Genomic DNA, 19,497 nt, shown 5'->3' with positions numbered 1-19,497 from the left:
AATATATGAAACCTCTAATTTTTTTAGAGGTTTTTTTATTACTTTTAATATTGGATTAAAAATATTCGGATTTTGGTATCCGATTTGCTCATGTCCACACCAAACTTGATGAACGCAGTATGATCACCACAAAATATTTCAACTACAGACAGGTATTAAATCTGGCAGGCGGCCATATCATCTGGCTTACAGCCTGGTGCACTTTAGTGGCAGCCCTTTTCTATTTTTTCAAATGGAAATGGATGATTATTCCATGGGTACCTGTAGCGTTGATTGGTACTGCAGAAGCCTTTTATGTAGGTTTTAAAAATAACCAGGCCTATGACAGATTGTGGGAAGCCCGGAAAATATGGGGCGGAATTGTAAATTCCAGCCGATCTTTTGTTTCCATGCTGTATGCTTTTAATACAAACGGAGAAAGCAACAGTGAAACAGAAACACTCAAAAAGAAAATCGCTTACCGTCACATTGCATGGCTTTATACTTTCCGTGAACAGCTTTTGGTACCTACGGAATGGGAACATATGTCACAGAAAAGACATTTCGGGGATATCAATATCCGAAGACACAGGCTCATCAAAGCAGGATTTCCTGATTACGGAAGAACTCCGATTTTCCTTCATAAATACCTTTCTGAAAAAGAACTGGATCTACAGCCGGAATATAAAAATTTTGCAACCTACCTGATTTCAAAACAGGCAAAAGAAGTTAATGACCTGAAGAATTTCGGGGATATTTCAGAATTTAACCAGATGCAGCTTCAGGAAACGCTTAATCTGTTTTATGATTATCAGGGGCAGGCGGAAAGAATCAAAAAATTCCCTTCTCCGAGGCAGTTTGCGAGCACAGCTTTTATTTTTAATGTCATTTTCATTATGCTGCTTCCTCTTGGGCTTGTCAATGAATTTGCCAAATTAGGGAACTGGGGAATTTTGGTAAGTGTACCTTTCTGCGTGATTATCGGATGGATCTACATCGTTATGGAGCTGGTTGGTGACTATTCGGAAAACCCGTTTGAAGGAATGATGTTTGATATTCCGATGCTTTCCATATGCCGTACCATAGAGATTGATGTTCTTCAAATGATAGGAGAACATGAAGACCTTCCGGAACCAATCGCTTCAAAGAACGGAGTCCTCGTATAAATCACAGAACTATAGCTGTTGTATTTTTTACCTCAGAGATCATAAAAGAGCTGTGAGTGCTTGCTATGTGCTGTAGTGCCGTTAATTTACTCAACATAAAATTACGGTAATCTTCCATGTCCTTTACTCCTATTTTAAGGATGTAGTCGTAATCACCGCTCACATGGAAGCATTCTGTGACTTCCTGAAGATTCATGACTTCTTTTTCGAACTGCAGCACGAATTCTTTTTTATGCTGTGTTAATTTTATGTGGCACAATACAATGAAATCCCTGTTTATTTTATGCCGGTCCAGCAATGCAACATATTTTGAGATTACTCCCAGGTTTTCAAGCTTTTTTATGCGTTCATAAACAGCTGTTACAGATAAATTGAGTTTGTAAGACAATTCTTTGGTAGTCTGCTTGCAATCTTTCTGAAGAAACAGGAGCAGCTTTTTATCGGTTTCATCAAAATTCATAGATATTTTTTTGGAGAAAGTTTAATACATTCAAATATAATAAACATATTTTCTAAATAAATAATAATTTACAGTTTTATATTCTACATTTTTGAATATATCTTGTAATAAATATGAAAACAAAGCATATTTAGCCCGACAAATAAATCTAAAGCTTATGGAAAATTTTAATGCGGCTAATGAAATTCAGGATCTTCAGTATTTTGGTGAATTCGGGGGAGTGAATCCTTCCATTTCTGACAGCTCCACCTATACATTCCTTTCTGCAAAAACAATGTTTGATACTTTTGAGGGAAATGCCGAAGGATGCTATTTATATTCAAGACATTCATCACCAATGAATCTTTACCTCGCACAGGCATTGGCAAAAATGGAAAATACCGAAGCCGCCAATGTTACAGCATCGGGGATGGGAGCCATTACCTCAGTTTTAATGCAGGTATGTAAAAGTGGTGACCATATTATTTCCAGCAGAACGATTTACGGTGGAACTTATGCTTTCCTTAAAAATTTCCTGCCTCCGTTTCATATTGAAACTTCTTTTGTAGACATCAGCAATTTTGAGTCTATAGAAAATGCCATAACTCCAAATACGAAAGTTATTTATTGTGAAAGTGTAAGCAACCCTCTCCTTGAGGTAGCTGACCTTAGAAAACTTTCTGAAATCTGTAAAAAACATAATCTAAAACTGATCGTTGACAATACCTTCTCCCCTCTTTCTGTTTCGCCAACATTACTGGGAGCGGATATTGTGATTCACAGTCTGACCAAATTCATTAACGGAAGCAGTGATACGGTAGGCGGTGTTTACTGTGCCAGCCAGGAATTCATCAATGATACCAAAAACGTGAACAACGGAGCCTGCATGCTGCTGGGACCTACTATGGACAGCTTCCGCTCTGCAAGCATCCTTAAAAACCTGAGAACACTTCACATCAGAATGAAGCAGCACAGCCACAACGCCATGTATCTTGCTGAAAGATTTGAACAAGACGGTTTAAAAGTGTCATATCCGGGTCTGGAATCCCATAAGGATCATGAGCTGATGAAAAGCATGATGCATGAAGAATACGGATTCGGAGGACTGTTAACTATAGATGCCGGAACTACGGAAAAGGCCAATGAGCTGATGGAAATGATGCAGCAGGAAAACCTGGGCTACCTGGCTGTAAGTTTAGGATTCTATAAAACTTTATTTTCATGCTCGGGAAGCTCCACTTCATCGGAAATTCCGGAAGAAGAGCGTGAAGCAATGGGCATATCGGACGGTTTGATCAGATTTTCGATTGGGCTGGATCATGATATTGCCAGAACGTATGAAAAAATGCGGGAATGCATGCTGAAAACAGGTGTTCTCAACCATGAAACCATATTCATATCCTAATTTATTGTTGTAAAAGCTGTTGGAATTTCCGGCAGCTTTTATTTTTACCTAAAACCCCATTAAATAAGGATTCTTAATAAAGTTTCACAGAAAAAATGTAGAATTATTTATATTCAAAGTTTAGATAACAAATCGTTCTATTTGAGGAAAGCAAAGATGATGGCTGCACCATTGATGAAGCTAATGGTTAAAAGTCCGCTTCATCAGATCAATTGAAAATTGATCAAACCTTTGAAGACTAAAATATGCAGTATGAGAATTAAGCTTTGCGTTATATTAAATCTATTTCCAACTAAGCATTAACCAATTAAAAAAGGTTTACTTTAAATGAAAATGTTTTGGGAAGGCTTCTTCGGGTTTCATTCTGAAAATATTCAGTAGTATCCATGACTTCAGGAAACCATATCCGTAGGAAAACATCTGAATATAGGTTGAAATGACTGCCATTCCGGCAATGCTGATATTCTTCGTTACAAACATCGCATGGAAAAATACAAGAAATGTATACAACCCGTAAAATGCAAGAATAATTCCTCTTCCGAGAAGAAAATATTCTATAAAACCAAAAATATAGCCCAGCATGAAAAGTGTAGGAAATGCAAATGATATTTTGACATATTCGGGGTGCCTCTGGTTAAGAATAGGCCTTGCACATCCGAACTGGTAAACCTGTTTTGAAAATTTACCTAAATCCACTCTTCGCTTGTGATACACAGCAATATCATCAAAAAAAGCTGTAGTAAAGCCATTTTCCCAGAGTGTCATAGAAAGATCGGGATCTTCCCCTATCCTCATTTCTGAAAAACCGCCTACTTTTTCAAAAACTTCTTTTTTCACGCCCATATTGAAACTTCTCGGCTGAAACCTGGAAACTGCTTTTTTACTTCCCCTGATTCCTCCGGTTGTAAAAACTGAGGTCATGGAATAGGAAATGGCTTTCTGCATCAGGTTGAAACCTTTATGGGCTTTGTCTGCTCCACCGAAAGCATCACAGGGAATAGTTTCAATGTCTTTTTTAATGTTTTCGATGTAATCTTTTTCTACAATTACATCACTGTCTACAAAAAGAAGCCAGTCATTCTGAGCTCTCTTAGCACCGTAATTTCTCGTAAGACCAGGGCCTGAATTGTCTTTTCTGAAATATTTGATATGCAGTATTTCTTCAAAATTCTGAATGGTCGGTTTAAGGTCAATAAGAGAGCCGTCGTCTGCAATAATCACTTCAAAGTCTTTATCCGTCTGAAAAGTCAGGGAATTCAGCAGTTCAAACAGCTCATCTTTTCGGTTGAAAATGGCAACGACAATGGAAATGGTAGGTCTCAAATTGAAAATTTTTCAAAATTACTTATTCGCAGATGAACCCGCAAACAGTTTAACAGCTTATTCAAAGAAATTAACTTTTAAGCAAGTCCGTTTCCGGAAATGATTTTGAAATTCTCAACACAATAATTTGACATTTTAAACAAAATCGCCAGGAAAATCCAGCCCTACCTTTGCTGTAGAAATTTAAACCTAAAAAAATGATACAGAACATTAATCCACAACAGCACCCTTTACAGTCCGGCTTTAATGCACAATCTACAGCTCAGGAAGTCATCAAAGGAACAGACCTTACAGGTAAAACAGCAATCATTACAGGCGGCTATGCAGGAATCGGCCTTGAAACCACAAAAGTCCTTGCATCTGCCGGTGCAACCGTAATTATTCCAGCGAGAGATATTGAAAAAGCAAGAAAGAATCTTGCCGGAATAAACAATATTGAGCTGGAAAAAATGGACCTAACAGATCCCCGATCTATTGAAGATTTCAGCGAAAAATTCCTTGCATCCGGCAGAAAACTGGATCTCCTGATTAACAATGCGGGAATTATGTGGGTCCCTCTCCGAAGAGACAGCAGAGGTATTGAATCGCAGCTGGCAACCAATTATTTTGGGCAATTCCATTTAACAGCAAGACTCTGGTCTGCATTAAAGAAAGCGGACGGTGCCCGTGTACTGAGTGTTTCTTCTTACGGCCACCAGATGTCTCCATTTGATTTTGAAGACCCTAATTTTGAGAAAAGAGAATACCAGACCCTTTTAGGATATGGGCAATCGAAGACGGCATGTAATTTATTTTCCGCAGCATTGGATGAAAGAGGAAAAAAATTCAATATCAGAGCCTATTCATTGCATCCCGGATCTGTTTACGGAACTGATTTGGGAAGGGAAGAACCGATTGACCTCTACATTCAGATGGGAACACATGATAAAAACGGAAAAATAAAACCTGAAGTAGAAGTCAGATTAAAAACAGTTCCACAAGGTGCTGCCACAACAGTCTGGTGTGCAACAAGCCCTGCTCTTCAAAATATTGGCGGTGTTTACTGTGAAAATTGTGATATTGCGGAAATAGACCTCGGACACATAGAGCACAGATATGATGAACCAGACACCATCCGTGGTGTTCAGTCCTACTCCATCGACAGGGAAAACGCGGAAAGGTTATGGAAATTAAGCGAAGAAATGCTCGGCTTCAAATTCGATGCAGAATAAGCTCTTTTTAAATACATTTGTACTTATAAACTAAAGATCATGGATTTCCAGATACAGTATATTACCCCGGATATCAAGCTTTCTACCTATGATGACAAGCTTTTCAAAACAGAAACCGTTTTTGAGTTCCATATGCTGGTCTGGTTTATCTCGGGAGAGACCAAAATTATCCAGGCTGATAAAACATACCTCTTCAAAGCCGGAGATATTTTCCTGATTCCGAGAAATCATCTGGCCACAATCATCAATTATCCTAAAGACGGACTTCCTCATAAAGCTGTCGTGATGCACCTTACAACAGAACGGCTGAAACAGTTCTATGCTCAAATTGCATTGGGACATAAAATAATAAGCCGTGAGTCTAAAATCTACAGCTATCAAAACCATCCATTATTAAAGAGCTGTCTTGCATCCCTGATTCCTTATTTTGAAGTGGAAGGAGTTTTCCCGGAAAATATTGCTTCATTAAAAATAACTGAAGCGATAAGCATCCTCAGGGAAATCGACAAAGATATTGATGCTGTCCTCACAGATTTTGAAGAACCAGGAAAGATTGATCTGGCCGGATTTATGGAGAAGAATTATATGTTCAATATGTCTCTGGAAAGGTTTGGTTATCTTACGGGAAGAAGTCTGTCTACTTTTAACAGGGATTTCAGGAAAATTTTTCAGACAACGCCACAACGGTGGCTTACGCAAAAACGTCTTGAACTGGCCTATTATCATTTGAAGGAAAAGCATAAAAGACCTTCGGATGTATTTTTAGAAGTTGGTTTTGAAGATCTTTCCCATTTCTCCTATGCTTTTAAAAAACAGTATGGGCATGTACCTTCTGTTTTGGTATAATTGGTTTAGCAAATGTTAATGTAAAATTTGTGTAATCTACTTGATCTGTAAACATAGGTTTTAACGCAAAGTTTATTAATATGAATTCAGATTTGAGATGAGCAAAGAAAAAAATCAACTTCGTTGATTCGATGAAGCGAGCTTATTAAGGAATAAACAGTTAAAGAAGATCTGCTTAATCTCAATCAGCGAGAGATTTTTATATAAGAAATTCAAATTATAAAAATAAACCCGATCTAAAATAAATGAATGCCGCCAGTGAAATAAAAAACAGGATTACAGAAATACTGAAAAGCAAAAGTTTAAAAAGATTTTTAAAATAGTACAATTCCAGGATATGCAATATAAAGAATAAGATTGCTGAAACCGCAATTCCTATTATGGAAATTACAATTAAGGTTTGAAAATAATCTTTTTCAGGAAGTGGGGCTTTAAAGACAAAAAAGGATAAAACCGCAGCTACAAGCATAAAACCTGCACTAGCTTTTTCTGTAAAGTATTTTGTCTTCTTCTTTACAGTGGGTTTATCATCATAACTGATGCTTTCAGAAGATGATGAACTCACTGTAAATAAATCCAGAACATTTAAAAGATTTCCCAAAAAATCAAGAAGATCCCAGCCCATAATTATTTATTCTTCTTCTTTTTCCTGATCTCCCAGACTCTCCAAAACTTCTTCTAAATTTGGAATATCTTCCACATGCAGTGTTTTTAAATACTCCCCTTTGGGAGCTGTCCAGTAAATAAGTCTGTTTGCCTGGTTCTGAATAGATTTTTCAAATATATTTCTTACTGCTCTTGCATTACCAAAACTTTCGGTTTTCAAGTTATCCATTGAAGAGAAAATTTCCTTCAGTTTGTTTTTGGATTCATCAGAAATACTGAAATCAAATTGGCTGCAAAATTTCTCAAAAATCTGCAATAGCTGCTCGCTTGTAAAATGTTCAAAATAAAAATATCTGTTAAAACGTGAACGCAGTCCCGGATTGGAATCGATAAACATTTTCATAGGTTCTGTGTAACCTGCTACAACGACTGCCAAATCGTCCCTGTAGTCTTCCATCCTTTTTATAATGGTATTCACTGCTTCCGCACCGAAATCATTTCCCCATTGGTTTTGTGTAAGAGCATAGGCTTCATCTATGAAAAGAACTCCGCCTTTGCTTTCTTCTACGGCTTTATCTGTTTTTATAGCGGTTTGTCCTACATATCCTGCAATAAGTCCTTCTCTGTCAGTTTCATACAATTGTCCTTCGGATAAATAACCAAGATGCATGAAAATTCTGCTTAAAAGTCTCGCCACTGAGGTCTTACCAGTTCCCGGAGGTCCTAAAAATACAGTATGTAAAGCAATTTCAACATTTTTCATCCCTTCTGAATTTCTCTTTTTCTGAATTTCAAGAAGGTTGATTAATTCGTTAATGTCTTTTTTTACTTTTTCCAGACCTACGAGATTGTGAAGTTCCTGTAAGGCTTTTTCAAGGGTATCATCTTTTGGAGGAAAGGAAACATTGATATTATTTTGTTCGGCTTCTTTTTCAGTTTTCTCTTTATTTTCAGGGCTTTCTACATATACTTCTATCTTTTCGGGCTCTGAAATCCCTGAGAATTTTTTGTAATTCTCAAAGTTTGTTTGCATTGCCTGAAGTTTTGGATGCTTCAGTTCTGTTAATATGGAAAGAATTAGATTTCTGTCATCAGGAACGAGTAATACAAGTTTGTTTTCCTGTTGTATTTTGTCAATAATTCCGGAAAACTCCTGTGTTTTTATAAGCTGATTGAGTTTGCTCAAATGATTTTCATCTGCAAAATGATCATTTCTTAATGCATCATAATAATAAGCAAGTATAAATTTAGATTTATCCTGATCTTCGCTTTTGTTCCTTCCATATATGGAAAGAATCTCTGAAAGAAATATTCTTTCTGTTTTGTATAATGCATTGATCTTATTCCGATCAATTTTATCATTGACTTTCTGAATAAAAACCTCATCATTATTCAACTCTTTACATAAGTTTAAAAGCTCAGTGTTTTCAGTTTTCAGTTCTTTTAACAATGAAATGTCGATAGAATTATTTTCGGTCAATAATTCCTGGTCTATATAATCTTTTATGGAAGAAATAGAGTCTTCAATAAGAGAAATCGGATCAAATTTTTTCAAAATACGGTTTTTTATGAGTTCATCATTTGCTGTACAATTTCCTTAAACAGATCACGGTGTTCGTCTCCATATTCTTTCCACGCCAATCCCATTTCTCTGAGATCATATCTCGCTACAATGGTTCCGTAATCTTTTTTGTTTCCATCAATGGTTGGATAGCCTATTACATAAATGGATTGCGCCAATTCTATCGCCAGTTTAATATCATGGGTGGAAAACATAATGGTATTATGCTCAGATTCATCACAAAGCATCCCGAATGTCTTTTTTACTTCTTCAATATTTCCTACATCCAGCCCAGAAAAAGGTTCATCCAGAACAATATATTTATCTGACGAAAAAAGCTGTTCTATAATGGCTGTTCTTTGTCTTTGTCCTCCTGAAAGTTCATTGGGGTATTTATCAAGACATTTTTCCAGACCCCATTTTGAAGCATACTCTTCAATTTTTTTGTTTTTTTCTTCTTTGGAGAGACTTGTTTTTCTTAGAGCATATTCAAAAGTCTGCTTTACCGTTTTGTGTCTGAAAAGGGTATATTTCTGATCAACAAAACCGATGTCTCCTTCTTCCACACTTCTGGCTGCATTGATATCTTCTTTTTCGAAATCCCTGATCAAAATTTTTCCTGTTTTAGGACTTACAAGACCTGTAAGAGCTTTAAAAAAGGTTGATTTCCCTCTTCCTGATCTTCCAACTACTGCTACAAGCTGGCCGGTATTTTCTATTCCGGCTCTTACTACATTTTTTTCTATTAAACTTATATCTTTTATAATGATATTTTCATCATAAGCGACACTTAAATTATCTATATATAATAATGTTTCTTCGAAATGATAAGTCATAGTTTATATTTTTGAGTATCTGAAAATAGCTTTCCTTAAGTAATTAATGAACCAATCTAAAAACAATCCTATAAGCAGTATAATGATCTGCAAAGCGATAATTCTTCCATGATTCATAAATTTATCTGAATTTTTAATAAGGAAGCCCAATCCTCCGGAAGCCACAACAATGGATTCTACTGTTACAAGCATCATCCATGTAATAGCAAGGTTCTGACGGATAACATCTATTACATAGTCTATTCTTCCCAACACAATAACCTGCCAAAGCACTTCAAATCTGGAGCATTTCAAACTTTTTGCATGATCAAATTCTTCCTGTGGAATAGCATTGATCACCGAAATAAGCGAAGTGGTAAGGAAAGTTGTTAAAAATATAACCATGATCCATATCTGCATATTTCTTGCGTCATGTACTACCATGGTAATGTAAAACGAAAGTCCTGTAAAAGGTAAAAATCTGAGTTTGGTAATAAATTCTGAAATCGGTTTCAGCAAAGGCAAAGGAAAACTGTAAGCAAACAGCATGGATAAAATAACTGCCAGTAAAATGGATATGAAACATAATTTCAGGGAGTTGAAAATATGTACAACCAGTCCTTCTTTATAGAGTTCTTCAAAACCTTTTAAAACCTGATCGGGCGAAGGAAACAAATGTTTTTCACCGGAAGTGATCACAAACCACAATATAAGTAACAATACTATCCAACCCACCAAAATAATGGTTCTGGTAGTTTTTGAGACATTTTCGAAAGGTGTTATTAATTTTATCATACTAAAAAAGCTGCCTTTTCAGGCAGCTATATTTTAATTTATTTATTTTAAGAATGTTATTACAACTCTTCTGTTTTGTGCCTTACCTGCTTCAGAATTATTATCAGAGACAGGTTCGTTTGAGCCTTTTCCGTCAATTAACTGGAAACGGGATTCCGGAATTCCTTTTTTCTTCAGATAATCTACTACAGATTCTGCTCTGCTTTTAGATAAAGTAAGGTTATTATTACTATTTCCGCTGTTATCCGTATGACCTACAATAGTAAGTTTAGAGTTTTCTGCCTGAATAAGAAGATTATAGATTTTTTCAAGGTCTTTTTCTGAGCTATTCTGTATAGAAGCACTACCGGAATTAAAGTTGATCTTCCATTCTCCGGAAGCCATAACTTCTGTAGATTGCTTGCTGTAATCCGCCTGATCTGCAGATGTAGATTCAATATCATTAATATTCTTAAGGAAGAATAAGTTTACTGCATCTTCGTATGGTACTACTTTTCCTACATTCTCATTAAATCCAAATGGATTAAGCTCTGTTAAATAACCGGAAACCTGATTATAAACTGATTTATATCTGTTTACTCCGTCCGTCATTCCAAAATACTGCATTGCATCTGCATAATTGAAGACTTTAGATCCTCCCATATTATAGGTAAGTCCATTTTTGGTACCTTGTTCTCCTTTGAACATTTTGTACCAGTATTGTGGAGTTTCGATTTTATAAGTATCTGCAACAGCTTCTGAAGCTCTTACTTTCCAGTCTTCATAGTTTTTCATCTGGTTGGAAGCTGTAAGTGCTGATTTCAAAATATTGGAAACTATTTCCGGGTTTTTCACAGCCCATTCTTTTACACCAATGAATGCAGTAGGCATCTGGTTATTGAATTCTTTTGTAGAAACAATATCAACAAATCCTGAAAGTTTATCAAATACAAGTTTATCTCCCGGTGTCCAAGTTGCACAACCGTCAATTTTTCTGTTTACTGTTTTCCCTGTAAGTTTTCCATTGGAAACTTCTTTTAAACCTACTGTCCATCCTGTAGTCTGAGATTTGATCAATTCTTCGGCAGATTTCATATAATCATCATTTTCAGACGGATAGATATTTACTGCTTCTGCATCATATGTGGTTGGATCAGGGTTTACTTTTAGACCGTTCGCAAAACAGTAATTTACCGTTGTTACCCAGTCTCCGTCTCCTAAAACTGCTGAAATTACAGAACCTTTCATAGATTTAGGATCAGATTTCCAGCTTGGAGGTCCAATTAATTTATCTTCACCGTAGCTCATTCCAACAGCTCCCATTACCTGTAAATGGTATTTATCTTTACCATATTTTTCGTCTAATGCTTTCTGAACCGAGCTGATGTAGAAAGGAGCTCCGTCTCCCATGATCATTACAGCAAATGCACTTTTATCAGAAGAAGGAAAGGCTTCACCTTTATCAAAATCTTCGATAAATTTCATCTGCATATTTCTAAGTTCTGATAACCAGTCCTGACGAATGATCTCAAGGTTTACTCCGTTTTTCTCCATTAAAGAACCTTTGGTAGTTTTTGGTCCTCCGTTCGCAACGATCATCCCGGATTGTCCGTTCCATGCATATCCCGCAATTCTTACCAATGGTTTTCCTGAAACTGCAGAAGAGAGTTCTTTTGAGGGAAGTTCTATCTTTTCTGCATTTGTTACGTTGTTTACGTCAGTTTTATTAAGCTCTATTCCTGTTAACTGCTTGGAAACAGCTGTTTTAAGACCTGGAGACAAAGCATATACTGCACCCAGAATTGCTCCAATTCCAACAACAACAATTAATAACTCTGAAAAAGTAGTGAGTTTATTAATTTTTAAAATTTTTCCCATTTCTTATAGTTTATTTTTTTTTGTATTAGAAAATATCACCGAAACCTCCTGCATTCATTTTGTCATCTTTAGACATTTTATAATTCGGATTGGTATATTTTGTTGAGTCCGGAATTACATTGTCTCCGGTTTTGATTTTATCTGCCAAAGTATCCAGTTTGGTATACAATTCATCATTGTCTACAGAATACTGTGAGGTAAGAGCATCAATATCGATAAGGTTTTCCGAAGTTCTTGCAATATCCTGCGCAATGGTAGATGTTACTACTTCCAGTGCATATTCAAGTTCCCAATCTTTTGTGAACATCATTGCACTTTTTGCAGATTCTGTAGCGGCTTTGGCATTTTTAGCAAACTCATATTCTTTTCTAAGCATTGTTACAGTAGTATCAAAATCGGCAATTTTGATATCTATTGCCGTTCCTGCCAATGTTAGTTTTCTATCCATTTTTCCTAAAACATTTGCACGAACTCCATATTTCTGGATGAAGTTCTTACTTTGCTCATATTGATTGGAAACTCTTTGAGAGTCGCTTAATTTTTTTGCCAGCTCACTCTGTAAAGCAACATATTCATCGGTATCTTTTGCTCCTTGTCCGTGTTGTCTTACCATTTCATCCATTGCAGATTTCAACCTTTCGGATTGCCTTTGAAGGCTTAGAACCTGCTCCTGAAAGTCTTTAGCCTCTTTTTCAGACTTGGACGCTTCGATTTCCATTTCATTTTTCAGCCCTTTTAATTTTGCTTTTGTGCTTTTAAAGATCTCACGGTTTTTAAGCATTTTTTGCTTTTGTTCTTCCAGTTCATTAAACGGATTACTCTGTATTAAAGCTCTGTGGATATTTCTGGTAAGGAACCTCAACCCTTTCATAATAACGGGATACATCATTACCAAAAACACTAAAAATACTGCCGTCGCCGAAAGTGCAATTGCCTGTCCCAACATGGTAAATAATGGCGGGATAATAAATGTCCAGACCAAATATCCTCCTACACCCAGTAATCCTGCCATAAGAGCATAGAAAAGTCCTTTCTCTCCTTTTTTCAGAGTATCTTTATTAAGTGCTATTTCGCCTTTGGATTCGTCAAAGTGCTTAAGTATAGGTAATTCTGATAAAGCTGTTTTTTCTTGTTCAAATCTTGTGTCCATTTTTATAAATATTGTTTAATACCTGCCACAACGGTATTTATTGATTCTAAAATTTTTTGTTTTGCCAGGTTATTTGCTTCTATTTTCTGCTGAATTTCCAAAAACATCTGTTTGTTGTCAATATCAATTCTTTCCAGTTCCATATTTTTGATTTGCAGATCGTTTTGCAACTTGGTAATTTGTGCCTGTAAATCTGCAATCTGCTTGCTTAAATTTTCTTTTTTCTGTACAATGGAATTGCTAAGTTCTTTTTGTTTTGAGTTTCCAATAACATCATAGTTCTGAAATACTTTTTCAATTTCAGAAATATAATACTGGGATTTATCAAGTAAGAATTCTTTGCTGATCTCAGGTCTCAAAGATTTTCCCATAGCAAAAGCCATCTGATAACTTTGCGGGTTATTGATTCCTACTGCGTGTACGGATTTATATAATTCATAAAAATCAAATCCTTCATTATTCAGACTATCAAATCCTTTCTGATATACGTCCAAAATTTCATTTATAAAAGGATTACCTGTTATATTGACATTGCTTGCCGTACCTGTACTTCCAATATTTGGAGAGGCTACAGAAGTGGGAAATCTGGCTTCATCTGGTAATTCAGCGGAAGTATTGGTATTTTGTTTTGATTCTCCGTCTTTATCATTATCATTGATAAAAAGACTTTTCCAGCTAAAATCTTTTGCCATTATGTTTTTATTGTATGCACATTTACTCTAACTAATACGAGTAAATATAATTAAGGTTACTAAATTAACAAAAATTGTATTTACAGATACAGGATATCGTAAATTTTTTACATCGTTAGATGAAGTTATTATAATCTAAAAAATTAGCTTTCCTTTTTATGTATTTTTTTCGTGCCCTCGTACATTTCATACTGAAGGAATCTTGTTTCCAGCTTACCATTGAAAAGCTTGATTTTTCTTGAAGGACGAAGTCCTATTTTTTTCACAGCTTCCAGATCAGAAGAGATCAGCCACGCTAATGTATTGGGATAACTTGTTTTAAATGTATCTCCTATTTTTTTATAGAAATCATCATCATTGATGGAAATTCTCTCATCATATGGCGGGTTGAAAACCATCAGCAACGGGAAAAGCTCTTTTTTGGATTCAAAGAAGTTTTGTTTTTTCACTTCAATCACATCTTCCATTTCTGCTGCTTCAATATTTGTTCTGGCAGCATTCAGCATTCTGGCATCAATGTCATAACCGATAATCTTTCCGGTAAATTCTTTTACCCTGTTTACCCTGACTTCCTTAATTTTTGCGAAAAGATCAGCATCATAATTATTCCAGTTCTGGAATGCGAACCTTCTTCTGAAGATCTGTGCAGGAAGATCCATGGCAATCATTGCCGCTTCAATTAAAAGAGTTCCTGAACCACACATCGGGTCTAAAAAGTTTCCTTTACCATCCCAGCCGGCCAGCTGCAGCATTCCGCTTGCCAGCACTTCATTGATAGGCGCTTCACCCTGCTCTTTTCTGTATCCTCTTTTAAACAGTGGATCTCCGGAGGAATCTAAAGAGATTGTTATCAATTCCCTGTCGATATGCAGATGGAACTTAATATCCGGGCTTTTTGTTTCTACATTCGGGCGTCTTTTGAATTTATCCTGAAAATAATCAACGATGGCATCCTTCATTTTCAGAGTAACAAACTGGGAATGCTTGAAAGTTTCTGAATTTACTGTAGAATCAATCGCGAAAGACTGGTCCACGTCCATATATTCTTCCCACGCAAACGCTGAAAGTTTACTGTAAAACTGGTGCTGGTTGAATGCTTTGAATTCATAAACAGGAATCAAAATCTTTAATGCTGTTCTTGCAGAATAATTAATTTTATAAAGAAAACCTAGATCTCCTTCACAATTAACTGCCCGGTTTTTCACTTCAACGTTTTTTCCGCCTAATTTTTTAATTTCTTCGAAAAGGATCTGCTCCAATCCGAAAAATGTCTTTATCTGAATCTTTAGATTTTCTGTATTCATAAATAGGGATTAAAAGATTTAATGATTTAACACTTAAAAGATTACGGATTCAATTTTGCTCATAATTGAATTTTTCAATCTTTCATTATTTAAATACTTTGCTTTTAACCGCACAAATTTAGTTATTTTTGCATTATGGAATGGTTTGAATCTTGGTTTGATACGCCTTATTATCACCTTCTTTATAGTAACAGAGACTATACGGAAGCCGAAAATTTCATTACAAAACTTACTGAAGACCTTCAGTTACCGCAATCATCCAGGATTATTGATCTGGCATGCGGAAAAGGCAGGCATTCTGTTTTTTTGAATAAACTGGGATATGACGTATTGGGACTGGATCTTTCCAGGCAAAGCATTGAGTTCGACAAACAGTTTGAAAACCAGACTCTTCTTTTCAATGTTCACGACATGCGGAACCCCATTGATGCAGATCCTATGGATGCCGTATTCAATTTGTTTACCAGCTTCGGGTATTTTGATAATGAAAGTGATGACAAAAAAGTATTTCAATCGGTTTATGATGTATTAAAACCGGGAGGGCATTTTGTCCTGGATTACCTGAATGAAGAATATGTAAGGAGAAATTTAGTTCCTGAAACCATCATAACCCGTGGTAATATTGATTTTAAAATCCTGAAAAAGATTGAGGGCAGACATATCATTAAAGATATCCGTTTTGAAGCAGACGGAAGACCTTATCATTTCTTCGAAAAAGTAAAGCTTCATACTCTGGAAGCTATCAATTCCTATGCAACAGACTGTGGCTTTGAAAGAGTAAAGATCTGGGGCGATTATCAGCTGAATGAATTTGACCGTGAAGTTTCACCACGCTGTATCAATTTATTTAAGAAAAAAGTATGATAACGGTTGTTTTACTGATATTAAGCGTTATTACAGGAGTCTTTCTGGGCAAGCATTTCGGAAAAAAAGAAAAGCTGGCCAAAAACCTGCTGGTTTTAAGTGCCGGATTCCTGATCACCATCTGCCTGAATGAAGTTTTTCCACAGGTTTATACTTCTGAAGCCGGAAGCAGCCTGGGAATTTTCGTTATAGCCGGTGTTTTGCTTCAGATGATCCTTGAAGCCCTGACAAAAGGTTTCGAGCATGGACATTTCCATCATCATAGTGAACACAATATTCTTCCTATGGCATTGATGGTAGGATTATTTATCCATGCATTCATAGAGGGAATCCCTTTAGCCAATGAGGAACAACAGCTCTCCCCTTACCTTCTGGGAATTGTATTTCATAACCTTCCTATTTCTTTTATTCTGGGAGCCTTTTTATTCAACAGGAAAAATGAATCCAGAACTTCACCGTATCCATCACTCCTGATTGTAGCTTTATTTGCGCTTGCCTCTCCGATGGGAATGCTGTTAGGAAATTATTTCAATCCTGATCTGCAGCCTTATTTCCTGGCTATTGTAGGAGGAATCTTTCTGCATATCTCTTCCGTCATTATTTTTGAAAGCAATAAAAACCATAATATTGACTGGATAAAGATCGGACTTGTGATCGTTGGTGTTTCATTGGCCTTGCTTATGCATCTTTTCCATCATCATCCGGTGGCAGGACATTCCCATTAATATTTTTTACACAAAAAAAGCTCCGAATGAAATCCGGAGCCTCAATTTAATCACTCATTACACAATCTGGAATTAGAACTTCCAGCCGAATGTAATAAAGAAGTTATTCCTGTTATTTTTTACTTCTGAGACAACAAATGAGTTGCTAGAGATAATATTTCCAGGTGTATCGGTCATATTGTTATATGGAGAATAGTAAGCAGTATCTGTACCAGGATCTCCTGTTTCAATACCTCTTAAGAAAGGATTGCTATATGTAGTGGTTACATACTGATAAGATGCATCGATATAGAATGATTTGAAATCGTATCCCAGACCGAAAGAAGCAAGGTTTCTGTTATTCAGCAGCATATTACTGTAAGACTGGTCTCCGGCAGACCCATCCGCATTGAACCTGCTCACAGTGAGAGCATCAAAAGGATTAGACATAAAAGAATAACCTCCTCTCAGTCTAAGCTGCTTCAATCTGTATTCAGCACCGATTCTTACCTCTGATGTATTTTTATAATTATCTTTAAAGAAGCTGTTCAGTTCGCTTTCAATACCGGTAACCACCTTATATTTAGGTCTTGTTAAACCTAATGTATAATCCACATTTAATGAAAAGTTTTTACTGGCAACAAATGCCGCACTGACCGTTGCTTTAAGAGGAGTCGTAAGGTCTCTGGATTCACCATCCGAACCATCACCATAGGTTGGATCATTATAGTAATTATATCCTCTGTCTATACGCCAGAATGTAGGAGTTTCTATTGCCCCTCCAATTCTGAAATTAGGACTTAGCTTACCTATTACCCCTACTGAGGCTGAAAAACCTGAAGATCTTTCTGAAAAAGGTGTACTCTGTCTGTCAAAATATTCTAAAGAGCCATTCTGAAGTGATCTGAAGGCTGCCTTATCAGACTGATCAATTGAAGCATTGAAAAAATTGAACCCGGCACCGATGTATACATTATGATTATAGTTAGCACCAACACCAAAACTTGTTTTTGAAAGATTTCCATATCTGTCATATGCATGTCCTGCCAGTGATGAACTTTTATCAACATCAAAATCATAAATAAGACCGTTACTTCCCGGAGACTCTACGTAATTATCTAATGATTGGTTGGAATGGTTGATCCCGATATTGATAAATTTCCATCCGGATTCCGTCATTAAAGGAAAAGCAATTACTCCTCCGATATTTCCAAGGTCCGTATTGGTTTGGCTGTAATCAACCGCAGATCCTGCCCATGTACTTTTATTTTTATTTCCTGCAATGGATAGCGTTCCGGAAGCTTCTCCGGAAATAGCTACTCCCAAACCTGCAGGGTTGGTAAGCAATGCGCTGGCATCACCACCTAATGCTCCGTTAGCTCCTGCCATTGCATTGAACTTGGACGAACCCACCATAGGAGTGCTGGAATAAACATCTACAGTATTTCTCAATATGGAAACATCCTGTGCCTGTGCAAAAAATGCAGCAGAAACACTCATTAATACTAAAGATTTTTTTAACATTATTTTTTTAATAGTTATTAAGTTTGAAATTATCTGCCGCCTCTGAAGCCACCGCCTCCGCCGCCAGATCTCATACCGCCGCCTGAAGAACCTCCGCTTCTGAAGCCTCCGCCTCCGGAATTAAAGCCTCCGCCTGATCTGAAACCTCCGCCGTCATTGGATCTGAAGCCGCCATTGTTGTTATAGTTTGGCTGAGAGTTATAATTAGGTCTCTGTTGAGAGTTTGAATTACGGAATCCTCCAGACTGCTGTTGCGGTCTGTACCCTCCGTTACTATTTCCTTGTCTGAATCCGCCGTTATTATATGAACCGTTATTTCTGAAACCGTTGTTTGTGCCACTGTTTCTGAAACCATTGTTCGTTGATGAGTTTCGGAATCCGTTTCCGCTGTTTCTAAAGCCTCCTCTGTAAGTATTAGTTCTGTAAACCGCATTTGTTAGGCCCGGATTACTGAATCCTCCGCCACTGCTTCTTCTGTAAGATTGTCTGTAACCATTACCCCAATAGCCGCCACCCCAATATGGGTAACCGTAACCGCCACCCCAGAACGGATCATAATATCCACCCCAGTAAGGAGAATAGCCATATCCCCAGTAAGGGCTTCCCCAGCCCCAACCGAATGAGCCACCCCAGCCCCAGCCGAACGATCCGCCCCAGCCCCAGGATAAATTCATACCCCAACCCCAGCCGCGGTTCATGCCCCAATAAGGGCTATAACCATACCATCCCCACGGAGAATATCCCCAGGAATTATCATAATAGTTGGTCTGGTTTCCTGCAAATGCACCCCAATCTGAATCAGTTGCATTTGTATTCCAGTTACTATCACTCCATGTATTGTATTTATTGTCCTGCTCCCTGGAATTGGCCTGTGCATTCTGAATGACATTGGAGTCCTGGTAATAATCATAGTTTTCTCCAACCCTGTTACCGCCATCATTAATAATCACTCCTTCTGGCAGCGTATCTTTATTAGGGTCGTAGTATACCCCGTCAGTCTCTGTATATCCTCCCATCTGGGCACCACAGGAGACAAGTAACAATCCACCTGATATCGCTAAGATCCCTTTGGATTTTAACATACCAAGCAAATTTTTATGTATATTTCTTTTCATGATAACGTAAAGATTTTTAATTTAAATTATATTTGCAATCTGTACCAAAAATGTACCAAAACACTGGTAAAAAAATCTATCAAAAATAGATTTTTATTTTTAGATTACAATAATGAACAAAAGTTAAAAAAATTTTAAAAA

General features: G+C 36.8%; 18 protein-coding genes. 6 read left to right on the top strand and 12 right to left on the bottom strand.

Going from position 1 to position 19,497, the window contains the following annotated elements:
• Positions 1-119 precede the first annotated feature (119 nt).
• Positions 120-1,145 carry a bestrophin family protein gene (locus HNP36_RS01985; RefSeq protein ID WP_184161060.1) on the top strand — a complete coding sequence of 342 codons (1,026 nt, stop codon included), beginning with the start codon at positions 120-122 and terminating at the stop codon, positions 1,143-1,145.
• Position 1,146: 1 nt separating this feature from the next.
• Here HNP36_RS01985 and HNP36_RS01980 read toward each other — a convergent pair whose 3' ends face one another.
• The gene (locus HNP36_RS01980) at positions 1,147-1,605 is read right to left on the bottom strand and encodes an Lrp/AsnC family transcriptional regulator (RefSeq protein WP_184161063.1); all 459 of its coding nucleotides are present in this window, start codon (positions 1,603-1,605) and stop codon (positions 1,147-1,149) included.
• 157 nt (positions 1,606-1,762) lie between these two features.
• Here HNP36_RS01980 and HNP36_RS01975 point away from each other — a divergent pair, with 157 nt between their 5' ends.
• A complete protein-coding gene (locus HNP36_RS01975; RefSeq protein WP_184161066.1) occupies positions 1,763-2,989 on the top strand; it encodes an aminotransferase class I/II-fold pyridoxal phosphate-dependent enzyme in 1,227 nt (408 codons plus the stop codon).
• A gap of 318 nt (positions 2,990-3,307) precedes the next feature.
• Here HNP36_RS01975 and HNP36_RS01970 read toward each other — a convergent pair whose 3' ends face one another.
• Complete coding sequence (locus tag HNP36_RS01970) at positions 3,308-4,312, bottom strand: glycosyltransferase (RefSeq protein WP_184161069.1); 1,005 nt, start codon at positions 4,310-4,312, stop codon at positions 3,308-3,310.
• A 197-nt stretch (positions 4,313-4,509) separates the two neighbouring features.
• Here HNP36_RS01970 and HNP36_RS01965 point away from each other — a divergent pair, with 197 nt between their 5' ends.
• Together HNP36_RS01965 and HNP36_RS01960 are read left to right on the top strand one after the other, a co-directional pair.
• Positions 4,510-5,523: an SDR family NAD(P)-dependent oxidoreductase gene (locus HNP36_RS01965; protein WP_184161072.1), complete on the top strand. Its 1,014-nt coding sequence runs from the start codon at positions 4,510-4,512 to the stop codon at positions 5,521-5,523.
• A 39-nt stretch (positions 5,524-5,562) separates the two neighbouring features.
• Positions 5,563-6,369 (top strand): helix-turn-helix domain-containing protein, encoded by an 807-nt coding sequence (locus HNP36_RS01960; RefSeq protein ID WP_184161076.1) that lies wholly within the window; start codon positions 5,563-5,565, stop codon positions 6,367-6,369.
• Positions 6,370-6,586: 217 nt separating this feature from the next.
• On the opposite strand, the gene HNP36_RS01955 is transcribed toward HNP36_RS01960, so the two are convergent.
• The 8 genes from HNP36_RS01955 to HNP36_RS01920 form a co-directional block, all read right to left on the bottom strand.
• Positions 6,587-6,994, bottom strand: coding sequence for a branched-chain amino acid ABC transporter substrate-binding protein (locus HNP36_RS01955; protein ID WP_184161079.1), 408 nt, complete (start codon positions 6,992-6,994; stop codon positions 6,587-6,589).
• 6 nt (positions 6,995-7,000) lie between these two features.
• Positions 7,001-8,530, bottom strand: a complete 1,530-nt coding sequence (locus HNP36_RS01950; protein WP_228456215.1) for an AAA family ATPase — start codon at positions 8,528-8,530, stop codon at positions 7,001-7,003.
• Positions 8,531-8,541: 11 nt separating this feature from the next.
• A complete protein-coding gene (locus HNP36_RS01945) occupies positions 8,542-9,372 on the bottom strand; it encodes an ATP-binding cassette domain-containing protein (protein WP_184161082.1) in 831 nt (276 codons plus the stop codon).
• Positions 9,373-9,375: 3 nt separating this feature from the next.
• Positions 9,376-10,146, bottom strand: a complete 771-nt coding sequence (locus HNP36_RS01940; RefSeq protein WP_184161085.1) for an ABC transporter permease — start codon at positions 10,144-10,146, stop codon at positions 9,376-9,378.
• 42 nt (positions 10,147-10,188) lie between these two features.
• On the bottom strand, positions 10,189-12,003 hold the full coding sequence (locus HNP36_RS01935; RefSeq protein ID WP_184161088.1) for an OmpA family protein: 1,815 nt from the start codon (positions 12,001-12,003) through the stop codon (positions 10,189-10,191).
• A gap of 25 nt (positions 12,004-12,028) precedes the next feature.
• Positions 12,029-13,153 carry a hypothetical protein gene (locus HNP36_RS01930; RefSeq protein WP_184161091.1) on the bottom strand — a complete coding sequence of 375 codons (1,125 nt, stop codon included), beginning with the start codon at positions 13,151-13,153 and terminating at the stop codon, positions 12,029-12,031.
• A gap of 2 nt (positions 13,154-13,155) precedes the next feature.
• Positions 13,156-13,845 carry a hypothetical protein gene (locus HNP36_RS01925; protein WP_184161094.1) on the bottom strand — a complete coding sequence of 230 codons (690 nt, stop codon included), beginning with the start codon at positions 13,843-13,845 and terminating at the stop codon, positions 13,156-13,158.
• A 143-nt stretch (positions 13,846-13,988) separates the two neighbouring features.
• Positions 13,989-15,149, bottom strand: a complete 1,161-nt coding sequence (locus HNP36_RS01920; protein WP_184161097.1) for a class I SAM-dependent RNA methyltransferase — start codon at positions 15,147-15,149, stop codon at positions 13,989-13,991.
• Positions 15,150-15,284: 135 nt separating this feature from the next.
• On the opposite strand from HNP36_RS01920, the gene HNP36_RS01915 reads away from it, so the two are divergent.
• Positions 15,285-16,013: a class I SAM-dependent DNA methyltransferase gene (locus tag HNP36_RS01915; protein ID WP_184161100.1), complete on the top strand. Its 729-nt coding sequence runs from the start codon at positions 15,285-15,287 to the stop codon at positions 16,011-16,013.
• Complete coding sequence (locus HNP36_RS01910) at positions 16,013-16,738, top strand: ZIP family metal transporter (protein ID WP_184162321.1); 726 nt, start codon at positions 16,013-16,015, stop codon at positions 16,736-16,738. The genes HNP36_RS01915 and HNP36_RS01910 overlap by 1 nt, the downstream gene beginning before the upstream one ends.
• 72 nt (positions 16,739-16,810) lie before the next feature.
• Here the strand turns inward: HNP36_RS01910 and HNP36_RS01905 are convergent, their stop codons facing one another.
• Entirely contained in the window at positions 16,811-18,217 is a 1,407-nt protein-coding gene (locus tag HNP36_RS01905; protein WP_228456213.1) for an OmpP1/FadL family transporter, read from the bottom strand.
• A gap of 53 nt (positions 18,218-18,270) precedes the next feature.
• Entirely contained in the window at positions 18,271-19,323 is a 1,053-nt protein-coding gene (locus tag HNP36_RS19325) for a prolyl-tRNA synthetase (protein ID WP_317168941.1), read from the bottom strand.
• Positions 19,324-19,497 lie beyond the last annotated feature (174 nt).

Source organism: Chryseobacterium shigense, from assembly GCF_014207845.1.
GTDB lineage: Bacteria > Bacteroidota > Bacteroidia > Flavobacteriales > Weeksellaceae > Chryseobacterium > Chryseobacterium shigense_A.
Note: the sequence above shows the minus strand (reverse complement) of the source record. Positions and strands in the feature narration are given on the sequence as shown.

What these genes read in the sequence shown, in the direction of transcription:
- HNP36_RS01985 (WP_184161060.1), top strand. Translation starts at nt 120, where the DNA reads ATGATCACCACAAAATATTTCAACTACAGACAGGTATTAAATCTGGCA.
- HNP36_RS01980 (WP_184161063.1), bottom strand. Translation starts at nt 1,605, where the DNA reads ATGAATTTTGATGAAACCGATAAAAAGCTGCTCCTGTTTCTTCAGAAA.
- HNP36_RS01975 (WP_184161066.1), top strand. Translation starts at nt 1,763, where the DNA reads ATGGAAAATTTTAATGCGGCTAATGAAATTCAGGATCTTCAGTATTTT.
- HNP36_RS01965 (WP_184161072.1), top strand. Translation starts at nt 4,510, where the DNA reads ATGATACAGAACATTAATCCACAACAGCACCCTTTACAGTCCGGCTTT.
- HNP36_RS01960 (WP_184161076.1), top strand. Translation starts at nt 5,563, where the DNA reads ATGGATTTCCAGATACAGTATATTACCCCGGATATCAAGCTTTCTACC.
- HNP36_RS01955 (WP_184161079.1), bottom strand. Translation starts at nt 6,994, where the DNA reads ATGGGCTGGGATCTTCTTGATTTTTTGGGAAATCTTTTAAATGTTCTG.
- HNP36_RS01945 (WP_184161082.1), bottom strand. Translation starts at nt 9,372, where the DNA reads ATGACTTATCATTTCGAAGAAACATTATTATATATAGATAATTTAAGT.
- HNP36_RS01940 (WP_184161085.1), bottom strand. Translation starts at nt 10,146, where the DNA reads ATGATAAAATTAATAACACCTTTCGAAAATGTCTCAAAAACTACCAGA.
- HNP36_RS01935 (WP_184161088.1), bottom strand. Translation starts at nt 12,003, where the DNA reads ATGGGAAAAATTTTAAAAATTAATAAACTCACTACTTTTTCAGAGTTA.
- HNP36_RS01930 (WP_184161091.1), bottom strand. Translation starts at nt 13,153, where the DNA reads ATGGACACAAGATTTGAACAAGAAAAAACAGCTTTATCAGAATTACCT.
- HNP36_RS01925 (WP_184161094.1), bottom strand. Translation starts at nt 13,845, where the DNA reads ATGGCAAAAGATTTTAGCTGGAAAAGTCTTTTTATCAATGATAATGAT.
- HNP36_RS01920 (WP_184161097.1), bottom strand. Translation starts at nt 15,149, where the DNA reads ATGAATACAGAAAATCTAAAGATTCAGATAAAGACATTTTTCGGATTG.
- HNP36_RS01915 (WP_184161100.1), top strand. Translation starts at nt 15,285, where the DNA reads ATGGAATGGTTTGAATCTTGGTTTGATACGCCTTATTATCACCTTCTT.
- HNP36_RS01905 (WP_228456213.1), bottom strand. Translation starts at nt 18,217, where the DNA reads ATGAGTGTTTCTGCTGCATTTTTTGCACAGGCACAGGATGTTTCCATA.
- HNP36_RS19325 (WP_317168941.1), bottom strand. Translation starts at nt 19,323, where the DNA reads ATGTTAAAATCCAAAGGGATCTTAGCGATATCAGGTGGATTGTTACTT.